At 66.9% G+C, this 12,306-nt stretch carries 10 protein-coding genes and 2 pseudogenes; 4 read left to right on the top strand and 8 right to left on the bottom strand.

Annotation, left to right across the window (positions count from 1 at the left end; translation table 11 throughout):
- Window positions 1-183 precede the first annotated feature (183 nt).
- On the top strand, window positions 184-696 hold the full coding sequence (locus tag Q1K09_RS05650) for an integrase core domain-containing protein (RefSeq protein ID WP_300343911.1): 513 nt from the start codon (window positions 184-186) through the stop codon (window positions 694-696).
- 23 nt (window positions 697-719) lie between these two features.
- Here Q1K09_RS05650 and Q1K09_RS05645 read toward each other — a convergent pair.
- Window positions 720-893: pseudogene (locus Q1K09_RS05645) on the bottom strand (ISL3 family transposase); the annotation flags it as partial.
- A gap of 378 nt (window positions 894-1,271) precedes the next feature.
- Between Q1K09_RS05645 and Q1K09_RS05640 the strand changes: the two are divergent.
- Together Q1K09_RS05640 and Q1K09_RS05635 are read left to right on the top strand one after the other, a co-directional pair.
- Entirely contained in the window at window positions 1,272-1,652 is a 381-nt protein-coding gene (locus tag Q1K09_RS05640; RefSeq protein WP_300343905.1) for a metalloregulator ArsR/SmtB family transcription factor, read from the top strand.
- Window positions 1,649-3,328 (top strand): SulP family inorganic anion transporter, encoded by a 1,680-nt coding sequence (locus tag Q1K09_RS05635; protein WP_300343904.1) that lies wholly within the window; start codon window positions 1,649-1,651, stop codon window positions 3,326-3,328. The genes Q1K09_RS05640 and Q1K09_RS05635 overlap by 4 nt, the downstream gene beginning before the upstream one ends.
- 204 nt (window positions 3,329-3,532) lie before the next feature.
- Here Q1K09_RS05635 and Q1K09_RS05630 read toward each other — a convergent pair whose 3' ends face one another.
- The 4 genes from Q1K09_RS05630 to Q1K09_RS05615 form a co-directional block, all read right to left on the bottom strand.
- Complete coding sequence (locus Q1K09_RS05630; protein WP_300343903.1) at window positions 3,533-3,862, bottom strand: hypothetical protein; 330 nt, start codon at window positions 3,860-3,862, stop codon at window positions 3,533-3,535.
- A gap of 115 nt (window positions 3,863-3,977) precedes the next feature.
- Window positions 3,978-4,706 (bottom strand): hypothetical protein, encoded by a 729-nt coding sequence (locus Q1K09_RS05625; protein ID WP_300343902.1) that lies wholly within the window; start codon window positions 4,704-4,706, stop codon window positions 3,978-3,980.
- A gap of 336 nt (window positions 4,707-5,042) precedes the next feature.
- A complete protein-coding gene (locus tag Q1K09_RS05620; protein ID WP_300343900.1) occupies window positions 5,043-5,357 on the bottom strand; it encodes a phosphotransferase in 315 nt (104 codons plus the stop codon).
- A 5-nt stretch (window positions 5,358-5,362) separates the two neighbouring features.
- The gene (locus Q1K09_RS05615) at window positions 5,363-5,611 is read right to left on the bottom strand and encodes a hypothetical protein (RefSeq protein WP_300343899.1); all 249 of its coding nucleotides are present in this window, start codon (window positions 5,609-5,611) and stop codon (window positions 5,363-5,365) included.
- Window positions 5,612-5,765: 154 nt separating this feature from the next.
- Here Q1K09_RS05615 and mobF point away from each other — a divergent pair.
- Window positions 5,766-9,310 (top strand): annotated as a pseudogene (gene mobF / locus Q1K09_RS05610) (MobF family relaxase).
- On the opposite strand, the gene Q1K09_RS05605 reads toward mobF, so the two are convergent.
- The 3 genes from Q1K09_RS05605 to Q1K09_RS05595 form a co-directional block, all read right to left on the bottom strand.
- A complete protein-coding gene (locus tag Q1K09_RS05605) occupies window positions 9,307-10,548 on the bottom strand; it encodes an ATP-binding protein (RefSeq protein WP_300343898.1) in 1,242 nt (413 codons plus the stop codon). The pseudogene mobF and the gene Q1K09_RS05605 sit on opposite strands and share 4 nt — an antisense overlap.
- Window positions 10,549-10,698: 150 nt before the next feature.
- The gene (locus tag Q1K09_RS05600; RefSeq protein WP_300343897.1) at window positions 10,699-11,049 is read right to left on the bottom strand and encodes a hypothetical protein; all 351 of its coding nucleotides are present in this window, start codon (window positions 11,047-11,049) and stop codon (window positions 10,699-10,701) included.
- Window positions 11,050-11,146: 97 nt separating this feature from the next.
- Window positions 11,147-12,157 (bottom strand): DNA-processing protein DprA, encoded by a 1,011-nt coding sequence (locus Q1K09_RS05595; RefSeq protein ID WP_300343896.1) that lies wholly within the window; start codon window positions 12,155-12,157, stop codon window positions 11,147-11,149.
- Between the last annotated feature and the right edge of the window lie 149 nt (window positions 12,158-12,306).

Raw genomic sequence — 12,306 nt, 5'->3', positions numbered from 1 at the left:
CGGGAGGGGTGGGACATCGGGCGTGACCAGACCGCGCGGCTCATGAAGCTCGCCGGGGTGCGCGGGGTGGCGCGGTCGAAGAAGGTGTTCACCACGAAGTCCGACCCGACCATCGCGCAGCCGATGGATCTCGTCGAACGCAACTTCTCCGCTCCCGCGCCGAACCGGTTGTGAGTCGCGGACATCACGTATGTCGGAACGTGGGCGGGGATGGCGTATGTCGCGTTCGTGATCGACGTGTTCTCCCGCATGATCGTCGGTTGGAACGTCGCCGGGACGCTGCGCGCGGAGGTGCTGCCGTTACAGGCGTTGAACATGGCCGCGTGGGGCGCGCGCGGGTCGCTCGATGACCTCGTCCACCACGCCGATCATGGGTCGAACTACCTCTCGGTCGTCTACACGGATCGCATCAACGAGCTCGGCGCGACCCCGTCGACAGGGAGCGTCGGTGACAGCTACGACAACGCCCTCGCCGAGGCCGTCAACGGGCTCTACAAGACCGAGCTGATCCGTCGGAAGGGCCCGTGGCGGACGGTCGAGCAGGTCGAGCTCGCGACGCTCGAGTACGTGTGGTGGTGGAATAACGCTCGTCTCCACGGCGAGCTCGATTACCGCACGCCGGTCGAGGTCGAGGAGGCGTACTACGCTGGCCTCGAATCAGCCCAGCCAGCGCTCGCTGGACAGGGAAGCAGGTAGGAACAAAACCCAGGGCGATTCAGACCCTCTCCGCCGCAGTCGTGGCACCAGCGGTCGGGCTCGACGACCCGACAGGAGAGAACCGCGCGATCGGGCTCGAGGCGCTGCCCGATCACCGACAGGCCGAGGCCGTCGAGTCGGGCGAAGATGGTCAGGCCAGGCCGGCCGAAGCCGGCCGGCGGGGTAGCGTCGGGCACGTCGAGGTCTTCCAGATGTCAGGCGTCAGAACCTTCATCTTCGGAAGACCTCGACCCCCACCCGGGGACCGACGCGCCAGCAGGACCTACACCCTCATACGGGAAGAGCCGCTTGAGCGATGCCTTTGAGTGTGTCGAACTTGCGCACGCTCAGTCCGGACACAACCGGGAGGGAGAGCACGATGTCGGGGCCAGGGAAACTCTCGAATACCTGCCCGCACCGAAACTCTGCGCGGTGTCCGAAACGCGCGGCGAATCGTTGCTTGATCACGGCGGCCTGAGTGACGCGGATGCGGTTCCCGATCACCGCCTACGCCGCTGCCTCCCAAGGAGTCGGGAACAGCACCGGGTAACAGACTGTGGCATGATGATTTCATCATGCCACTAACTCACTTGCAGCGCCCCCTATACGAGGTCAAGGCGAACCTGTTCAAAGGGCTGGCGCACCCATACCGCATCCGAATCCTGGAACTGCTTGCCGGCGCCCCAGAGGTCAGCGTGGCTGAACTCCAAGAGGACACCGAGCTCGAAGCCTCCCACCTCTCCCAGCATCTCGCCGTGCTACGCAGACACCGCCTGGTGGTCTCACAACGGCGGGCGAGCCACGTCTACTACCGGCTGCAGGATCAACGCACCGCGGAACTGCTCGCCGTCGCCCGGGGCCTGCTCCTGACAATGCTGGAGGAGGACGAGGGCCGGCTCGCCGACGCCAGAGAACTCCCCGCCCTTCCGCCGACGGCCGGTGCCTCTGCTTCATGAGCAAGAACCGGACAGCCTCACGGTGGCGCGCCACGCTGCGGCACGGCACTTCGCTACTGCCCTCACCCGCTGACTACCGGGAAGCCCCACGGTCCTGGCCAAGGGATCTGGTTGCCGGAGTTACCACGGGGATTGTCGCGCTGCCTCTGGCCCTGGGCTTCGGAGTCAGTTCGGGGCTGAGCGCTGAACAAGGCCTGATCACCGCCATCGTCGCGGGATTCCTCGCCGCAGTCTTCGGCGGCTCACACGTCCAGGTCTCCGGGCCCACCGGCGCGATGGTCGTGGTGCTGGTACCGATCGTGGCCTCCCACGGTCCCGGAGCAGTGGTCGCAGTGACTCTCATCGCCGGGGTGCTGGTCCTGGCCGCCGGTCTGCTGCGGCTCGGCCGGGCAGTCTCCTTCATCCCCTGGCCCGTCATCGAGGGGTTCACCCTCGGGATCGCGGCGATCATCTTCCTTCAGCAGGTTCCGCTCGTCACCTCAGCGGGCTCACCTGGCCCTGGGGAGCACAGCACCAACGCGTTCATCGCCGCCGGCCAACTCATCACCGAGGCCGATTGGTCTTATGTGCCCTACAGTATGGCGGCAGTGGGCATCGTGGCAGTGTGCATGGTGCTCATTCCACGGATTCACCCAGCGATCCCAGGATCACTGATCGGCATCGCCGTAGTCACGGTACTGACCACCATCATCCCCACTCCGCTGGAGACGATCGGGGAGATCCCGCGCTCCCTACCCTCGCCCGCCCTGCCGGAGATCACCTTCGAAACGCTGGGCACTCTGCTACCGGCCGCTGGAACGATCGCCGCCCTGGCCGCTATCGAGTCCCTGCTCTCCGCTCGAGTAGCGGCGTCGATGTCAGACGCCGGCGCCTATCACCCGGACCGAGAGCTCCTCGGGCAGGGACTGGCCTCAGTCGGCTCATCCCTCTTCGGCGGTATGCCGGCCACCGGCGCCATCGCCCGCACGTCGGTGAACATCCGCTCCGGAGCCCGGACCCGGCTCTCGGCGATCATGCACAGCGTTGTCCTGCTGATGATCGTGCTTGCCGCCGCCGGTCCGGTGAGCCACGTCCCACTGGCTGCGCTGGGCGGAGTACTCTTCGTCACTGCGCTGCGGATGATCCATCTGGCCACAGTGCTGGCGATCATGCGTTCCACCCGGGCCGATGCAGTTGGCTTCGCGGTCACAGCGGTCATCACCGTCTCCTTCGACCTCATCGTCGCAGTGGCGATCGGAATGGTGGTGGCTGCCGTCTTCGCACTGCGCAGCCTTTCTCGGACCACCGGCGTGACAGTCGAGCGAACCCCCTCCATCAAGGAGCCGGAGCAGATGGAGCCGTCAATTGCGATCGTGCGATTCGATGGTCCGCTGTTCTTCGTCTCCTCCGATCGCATCTTCGAGGAGGTCACCCGGCTCGATGGCGTCAGCGTGGTGATCCTTAGGATGTCTCAGCTCGAGCTCGTCGACGCAACGGGCGCACGCATCCTCTCTGAGGTGGTGCGGACCCTGGAACGCCGAGGGATCACCGTGCTCATCAAAGGCGTGCAGGAAGGCCATCTCAAGCTGTTCCAGCGCATCGGGGTGCTCAGCGCGCTGCGCCACCACAAGCATCTCTTCGATGATCTCGATGCCGCCGTCGGCCATGCCCACTCACATGTGAACCGCGCTGGCTGATATCGGAGGCTTGAGAGGACGCCTCGGCACACCATGGCCACACGACCCTGCTCACCCCCAATTCCCGGTCGCACTCACGGAAACATCGGGCTCACGCTCCGCCGACTGTGGGCTCTGGCGATAACTGACATCCGGTACATGCCGAATCTTCCGGCGGCATCGTCGTCGCGCTCGGTCGGCGGGCCGCCCGGGTCCAAGTGTGGATTAGGCGTCGGTCGTGACGAGCTCGTTGGCGTGCGTTGTGGCCGGTTCGGCTGGTTTCTTGTATCGGGGGATGAGGAGGGTAAGGGCTACGGCGACGAGTGCGGCGGCGGCTCCGATGGTGAAACAGGTCTGGAAGGCGCCGCGTGCGGGGATGGCGGCCTCTGCGCCGGGGATGGTGATGGTCTGGCTGGTCAGGACGATCGCCATGACGGCGCCGGCGGTCGTGCTGCCCATCGAGCGCATGAGGGTGTTGACCCCGACGCTGGAGGAGGCCTCCTCGCGGGGGACGTGCTTCATGATCAGGCTCAGCATGGCGGCGTAACCGATCACCGGAGTTTGTCCTTGTTGGCGCCCTCTTTTGTCGTTACTGAGACCGAACCGGTGAATACGAGGGTACCGTCATCGGGAAAGGTCCGTGACGGATCGACGCGGCTGACTTCGCGTCTCAGCGCTGTTCGACGGTGGTGACGCGGGCCTCCTCGGCGGCCGCCTCCCACTCGTTCCAGGAGTCGAGCAGCGCAGTGGCGACGTCCGTGATGAATGTGTCGTCTTCGAGCATCGCGTTCGTCGGGGAGGAGTCCATCGCGCTGGCGGTCACGTCGATGCTGATGGTCCCGTCGACGCAGGTGAATGCTGAGGCGTAGCCGTCTTGCAGCGTCACCCACATGTCGCGTTCCGCGTCATAATCCTCGTCGTCCGGGGAGAGGAAGCTCTCACAGCCGGCCGCGTCGTCCCGATGGACGATGACCGTGACGATCTGGGAGTCGTTACTTTCCTCGAAGGCCCGGTACTCGCACTCCATGATCGGGTGGTTCTCCGGGGCGATCATCTCAGCCTGGGAGAGCCCGGTACCGGTGAACCCGGCGATCTGCTCGATCACGTCATCGGGGAACTGGTCGGCGCATAGCGCGTCGAACTCGTCATAGGCGCCGACGCGGGCGGCTTCACGCCAGCTGGCGACCAGCTCCTCTCCCGCCGCTTCGCCCTCCTGCCCGTCGTCCTCCTCGGTGCCGCCCCCGCTGGGCTCGCCGCCCTCCCCTGGCGCTTCCGTTGTCCCGGCCGTCTCGGCTGGCGGGTTCTCTTCCTCGTCGGAGCTGCAGGCGGTCAGCGCGAGCGGAAGCACCAGCAGCGCCGCGGCGGACGTGGCGAGACGGACGGAAGGACGGACAGGCATCAAGACCCCCTGACGCGATGAAGGCAAAACGTTCCAATCATAGTCCAGACCCCCACTTAGCCCCCTGCCCGAGCGAGGCAGGACGAGCTCCTCGACGTCCAAGAAGAACGGGTGCAGAGGTAGATCGCGGAGCGGACCTGTAGGAGCCCTATGTCGAAGCCCGTCGGGCTCCGCACAGCGCTGGCGCGGCAGCAGGTGCCGCTGTTCATCGACGGTGTGATAGGCACCTGTGGTGTTGCGTGGGGATGACTGGCGGCGTCGTGGGCCAAGACCAGCGTCGCTGCCTTGCCGCTGTGCGCGCCGCCGTCGCGGCCTGTGAGCGCCGGCGGTCCAGGGTCACAGGGCTACGCGCAGTTCCTCGAAGGCGCGGAGCTGGGCAGCCTCGTAGGCGATGTCGTCGGGGTCAGTTGCCGCTCCCCAGGTCCCGATGGTCTTGCTGTAAATGACGTCCTGCCGGGTCCGGTGCCGGACGAGCTGTACATACTCCTCGCGCGTCAGGGGGGTGGCAGTGCCGCCTGCTCCGGCATAGCGTCGCGCGAAGGCAAGGCCGGCGTCGATATCCAAAGTGCTGCGTCCGTTGGTCCACTCCCACGCGGCCCAGGCCAGCTCCTGTACGGGTGGGCCCACGAGGGCGTCGTCCCAATCGATCACACCGGTCAGGCGGTCGCCGTCGGCAGCGGCGAGGCTGCCTCGGGAACTGTGGTGGCGGCACCGGCGGCGACCCGGTAGGCCCATTCGAGTTCGGCGTCAGTACGCCAGGCGGGGCTGATGCGGACGATAAATCCGTCGCAGCGGAAGCTGTCGGACTCCTCGCTGCCCGACAGCGGTAGGCCCCGGTCAATCGACAGGCCCCAGTGCCTCGCGATCCCCTCACGAATGCGGTTCAGCGGATCGACAGAACTCACGACGTCGAGTATAGGAAGCGCCCACGGGGGACCGTCGCTGTTGGGCCGGATTCCCGCCCTAGGCCCAGACTTCGCTGGATGCTGAGACCTCACATCATGGCGGCATGTGCCTCGGCCTCTTGTGCCGAGTGGCCGTGTTGTTCACCTCGTCGGTATGACGGTGTCGATGCGGGTGATGAGCGCGGGCGATGGTTACAAGTACCTGCTGCGCACGATCGCTGCCGCAGACGGTGACAGGTCGCTCTCGACCCCGTTGACCAGGTACTACACGGAAGCGGGAACACCACCCGGCTCTTGGATGGGCTCGGCGCTGCCCGGCCTCGGTGACGGACGGATCGGTGCTGGGGATGAGGTGTCCGAGGCGCAGTTGCAGTTGCTCATCGGGATGGGCCGCGACCCCATCACCGGCGAGCCGCTGGGCCGGGCGTTCCCGCGGTACGTCTCCGTGACGGATCGGATCGAGAAGCGGGTTGCCGACCTCGACCCCGAGTTGGGGATGGGTGAGCGTGCCGAGCAGGTCGCCCGCATCGAGGCCGAGGAGACCGAGCGGGGCAGCCGTCGTGCGGTCGCGGGCTTCGATTACACGTTCTCGGTGCCGAAGTCGGTCTCGGTGCTGTGGGGCGTCGCCGACGCCGGTACCCAGGCGCTGATCGCTCAAGCACATCACGACGCAGTGGCCGAGGTGCTGGAGTTCATGGAGCGCGAGGTCGCAGCGACCCGCACCGGCTATACCGCCGCCGATGGCGCGGTCGCCCAGGTCGATGTCACCGGGCTGATCGCGACAGCCTTCGATCACTACGACAGCCGCTCTGGTGACCCCCAGCTACACACTCACGTCGTGATCTCTAACAAGGTCCAGACCGCGTTAGACGGGAAGTGGAGGTCGCTGGATGGCCGGCCCATGCACGCGGCAGTGGTCGCGTTGTCGGAGCATTACAACGCGGTGCTGGCCGACCGGCTTACCGGGATGCTCGGCCTGCAGTGGGAGGCGCGGGATCGGGGCCGGGATCGGAACCCGGCCTGGGAGATTGTCGGGGTCAGTGAGGAGTTGATCGAGGAGTTCTCCTCCCGGTCCCACGAGATCGATGCCGAAACCGACCAGCTCATCGCCGCCTACGTCGCCGAACACGGCCGCCGGCCATCTGCAAAGACGATCGTGCGGCTGCGTGCTCAGGCGACGCTCGCCACGAGGCCGGAGAAGCAGGTGCGCTCACTGGCAGACCTCACCGCCGGCTGGCGTGAACGTGCAACCGGTCTGCTTGGTGCGGACGCGACCGGCTGGGCCAGCATCATCACTGGCGGGCAGGCGGCCCGGCCGTTGCGGGCCGATGACATCCCCCTGGTGACGATCGCTGAGCTCGGTGCATCCGTGGTGGAGGTAGTGGGTGAGAAGCGGTCGACCTGGCGGCGGTGAAACCTCCACGCCGAAGCGAGCAGGCAGTCGATGGGCTGGCGATTCGCGACCGTCCAGGATCGGGAAGCGACCGTAGGGATGATCGCCGACGCCGCCGAACAAGCGTCGTTGCGGTTGACGCCGCCGGAGCTGGCATCGAGCCCGGCCGTGTTCCGCCGCACCGACGGGACATCGGTTTTTCGTCCGAAGCATTCGACGGTGTTCTCCTCGACCGTGCTGCTGGAAGCCGAGGATCGGCCGGCACCCGTACTGGCCCGGTCGTGGATGTCGGAACGGTGGAGCGAGTCGTCGCCAAGCCGGACCTGCAGGGGCGCCAGCTCGGGCCGGATCAGGCCGACGCGCTCATGCGGGTCGCGGTCTCTGGCAGGGTGCTCGATGTGCTGGTCGGGCCCGCCGGGGCGGGGAAGACCACGGCGATGAACGCGTTGCGCCGTGCGTGGGAGAAGCAACACGGTGACGGGTCCGTGGTCGGGCTGGCACCGTCGGCGGTGGCCACCCAGGTCCTCGGCGATGACCTCGGGATCGCCACGGAGAACACAGCGAAGTGGTGGCAGAACCACCTCATGTATGGCGAGACCTTCCAGTCCGGCCAGCTGGTCATCATCGACGAAGCATCGTTAGCGGGCACTCTGTCGCTGGATCGCATCACCGCCCTGGCCGCGGATGCGGGGGCGAAGGTGCTGCTGGTCGGCGACTACGGGCAACTCCAGTCGGTTGATGCCGGCGGGGCGTTCGGGATGCTCGTGGCCGACCGCCACGAAGATGCCCCAGAGCTGGTGGAGGTGCATCGCTTCACCCACCAATGGGAGAAGGCCGTCTCCCTCGACCTGCGCCACGGGCGCACCGAGGTGATCGACACCTACCTGGGCCATCACCGCATCACCGACGGGGACGCGGAAGCGATGATCGACGCCGCGTACACCGCGTGGCGCGCCGACCGGAGCGCCGGGAGGGCGTCTGTGCTGATCGCCGAAACAAGGGAGGACGTGACCGCCCTCAACGCGCGGGCTCGCGCCGACCTCATCCTCGAAGGCCGCATCACCCCGACAGGTGAAGTGACACTGGCCGAGGGCACTCAAGCCGGGGTCGGGGACACGATCATCACCCGACGCAACGACCGACGTCTGCGCACCGGGACGGGCCGGGATTGGGTACGCAATGGCGAGACCTGGCAGGTGACGGATGTGCGCGAGGACGGGTCGATCACGATCCGTAAGCCCGGCCGGCGGTTCGGGTCGATCGTGCTGCCGGCGGACTACGTGGCCGCGCACGTCGACCTCGGCTACGCGGTCACCGCCCACCGTGCCCAGGGCATCACCGTCGATACCGCGCATGTGCTGGTCGAGCCAACGACGACGCGGGAGAACTTCTACGTCGCCATGACCCGCGGCAAGACCTCCAACCGGGCCTACGTGGTCCTGGACCGACCCGACTCGGTCCATTCGGCTCCGCATCCCTCGGACAACGAGGAAGCGACTAGCCGGTCGGTGTTGTTCGGGGTGTTGCAGCACTCTGGTGCCGAGGTCTCCGCGCACGAGACCATCACGGCCGAGCAGGAGCACTGGGGTTCGATCGCGCAGCTCGCTGCGGAGTACGAGACCATCGCCGCAGCCGCCCAGCACGACCGCTGGGCCACCCTCCTCCGCACCAGTGGCCTCACCGAGGAGCAGGCCGAGGCCGCGTTGGGTTCGGAAGCGTTCGGGGCGCTGACCGCCGAGCTGCGCCGCGCCGAAGCGAACCATCACGACGTCGACGCGCTGTTCCCGCGCCTGGTCGCGGCCCGCGGGTTCGACGACGCCGAGGATATCGCCAAGGTCATGCACTACCGCCTCGCTCGCGCCACTGCCCGCCCTGCCGGGTCGGGCCGTACGAGGAAGGCCCCGCGGTTGATCGTCGGCCTGATCCCACACGTGCAGGGCCGGATCACCGCCGGCATGCGCAAGGCCCTGACCGAACGCCGCGAGCTGATCGAAGCCCGCGCCGACGCGATCTTCGACACCGCCCGCCACGCAGGCGAGCCCTGGGTTCAGTCACTCAGCGACCAGCCGGCCGGCCACCGTGAGCAGACGCGTTGGCGAGAGGATGCCCGCACCATCGCCGCCTACCGCGACCGCTACCAGATCAGCGACGATTCCCCGCTCGGCCCGGTGCCGGAGGCTGCGTCTCAGAAGATCGACCATGCCCGTGCCGCTGCCGCGTTGCGCCGCCTCGCCCCGTCGGAGCAGTCGCAAGACCCTGCCGCGCGCACTCCGGTCGGTATCGACCGGCAGGGACCTTCCCTCTAGCCCTCTGGAAGCGGCTCGATGACCTGGAGATAGGTCAGGCCGCCTTGGTTCACGCAGTCTTCGGCCAGCTCGTGCACCTGCCGATGGAAGTTGGTGTCCGAAACGGCCGCGGTCACGGTCGAGCGCACCGAGGTGAACGACCGGAGCGGGGTCGAGACCCCGTCGTAGGTGTAACCCGAGCCATCGACGGTCAGGATGCTCAATGCCTGTTCGCCGCTCCACTCGACGCCGACCCGAACGTCGTACTCATCGTGATGCGTGGTTCGGGCTGCGGCGCGGACGAGTGCCATGAAGTCGGCCACCGCGCATTCGATGCCCCGACCCTCAACCTGCCAGCCTTCGAAGTACCCATCGGAGCTCTTGCGGTGCCCGCCGATGGCTGCGGCCAGAGACACTGACCCGTCGTGATGGACGCTGGCCCATGCCTCTTTCCAGATCGAGCGCTCACCGGTCGCGATGTTCGGGGCGACCCACCGGCGCAGCCCCGGACGCGGGTTGAGAGGCTCGACGTTCTCCAGCGGGTGGACGCCGGTGTTCTTCGAGTACGACAGCGTGATCGCCCGGGCGTCCTGGAAAACCTCCCGTGCCTCGTCCCGGCTCAGACGGGTCAAGACCCCCGGAACGCGTGGATGTGCCACCGCAACCAGCCAGGCGCGCTTGCCTGTATCCCGCCCGTCCGCGGCCTCAGCGAAGAGGGAGTCCACGGCCTCGGTGGCGCGGCGTCGCTCATCGAATCGAGCCCGGTACATGGCCTCGATCTGCCGTTCCTTCATCCACGCGGTGTCAGCGTCGTTACGGATAGGGGCACCGAAAAAGTCGTTCCTGTAGATCAGGTGCGGCCCATCGACGCTGGCCGGGATGACCACGGCAACGGCCCGGCACTCGGCACCGAGGCGATACACCTCCAAACCGAACACCGGCGGAGAGGTCGCGGTGACCGCGACGCTGCGATAGGCGCGCTCGTGCCCCTCGGTGAACTCGCCCGTATCCTTGCGGCCGGTTGCCGCTTTCGCATGTTCCTCGACCCCATAGACGATCATCCCGCCACCGCTGTTCGCCATCGCGGCGATGTCCTTGGGCACATCTGTCTGGGACAGGCCTTTGATCGCAGGGAGCTCGGACTTCCAATCCAGATCGTCGGTCTCCATCACCCCTGCGGCCACCGCATCACTCAGGATCTCGTCCGTCAGAGGGCTCGGCGACAACCCGAGTGCTTGATGCAGCGGTGTGAAGTTCATATCTCAAGGGTAGTAACTGGGACGGCCTTGATGACTGATGCCGCCACAGGCAGCGCACCGCTAGTGCGCACGGTGCACACGTAGCGACGAAGGCTCCGTGCGACCGTCGTGAACGGGGTGGCGCAGAGCCCTCGGAGGCGACTTCGATACTCACGACGGCTGCCCGGTCACCTCCTCGATGACCTCGGCGAGTTTGCCACTGAGGCGGGCCGCGCTCTCCAACGAGACCTCAAGGTTCTGCGAGTCGTTGGCGATCGCCAACCAGGTCTCCCGGTCTCCGACGCGCCGGTAGACCGCGATCAACAATTCCTCGGCCACGACGACATCACCGGGGATGTTCCACCACCGCGGGGCGGGGCCTTGCAAGATGACCGGCACCAGCATCTGCACGCGCAAATGCTTGCGGTCCTCGGGGAACTCCTGGCCAGAATGATCGCCGTGACACCAGGCCGGACACGGCTCGTTCAGCCAGTCGGGACGCTCGGCATCGGTGGTGCTCATGAGGCTGGCTCCTTCCTGTCTGCACGGTGCAGACCAGCCTCCATCGAGTCGTCTTCATCCGTGCAGGGCCAGAGGCCGTCCGCATTCTGAGGCGGGACTAGAGGCCTGGCGCCTCCGGCGCGGCCACGTTCTGCGCCGAAGCATTGAGCTGATGGTCCGGCGCTTCCCGGTTCAACAGCTGCCCCGAATCGTGAAGGGAGTCCAGCAGCGCGGTCACATCCGCGCTATCGGTGATGATCTCGGCGCGTCCACCCTTGATGAGCTCGTGCGGGCCCGAACTTGCCGTAGAAGTCACCGGGCCGGGGACTGCGCCAACACTGCGGCTGTGCCGGTGTGCCTCTGTCGCGACCAGCAGCGCTCCTGACCGCAAGCTCGCCTCGGGGATCACTGTCGCTGCCGAGAGCACGCCGAGGAGACGGGCGCGGGCCATGAACCGAGACCGCGTTGGCATCGCCTCCGGGGGAACCTCGGAGGCCAGTACCCCCAGGGCACCGATCCGATCCAGCAGATCAGCATTTCCCCGCGGATACGGGCGGTCAACACCACAGGCCAGCACGGCGATCGTACTGCCACCTGTGGCGAGCGCGGTCCGATGTGCAGCGGCGTCGATGCCATAGGCACCGCCGGAGACGATCGTACGTTCCTCGTGGGCCAGGTCGCTGGCCAGGTGTCCAGTGACTTGCGGTCCGTATTTGCTCGCGGCTCTGGAGCCGGTCATCGTGACGCGGTCGGTGACGTCACCGGCAAGGAACGAGGTGGCCCCACGCGTCCACAGCAGGTACGGAGCACGGGCACCGAGGTCGTTGAGCGCGTGCGGCCAGTGCTCATCGGTCGGGATGAGTGTGGATATACCGCGCCGTTCCGCTTCCGCGATGCGGGAGGGAATGTCCGCTTCGATCCGCGGGGTGAGGCGGTCGCGCCAGGCGATGGCATCTGCTCTGTTCATCTCCGGCACCGTGGCCCGGTTGTCTTCGAGAAGACGGAGCGTCTCGACCCCGCCGACTCGATGCAGCAGCCGGCCGGTCGCCGCGTCGCCGGGTTCGGCGATCATCGACAACGCCATCCGCGCCTGCCGCTCACCGGCCACCTGCTCTGCAAGCCTCGCCATGATCACTGCCCCTTTCCCAGACGGTCACCAGCAAGGTGCACGCCTCGCGGCCGGGCGCAGCGGGGTGAAAGGGTATGGGGCTCCGTGTGCCACAGCTTCGGCGTAAAATAGAAGGCACGGAGGCAGAAGCCCCTCATCATGTAGGCCCT

The organism is Nesterenkonia sp. (assembly GCF_029265375.1).
GTDB lineage: Bacteria > Actinomycetota > Actinomycetes > Actinomycetales > Micrococcaceae > Nesterenkonia.
Note: the sequence above shows the minus strand (reverse complement) of the source record. Positions and strands in the feature narration are given on the sequence as shown.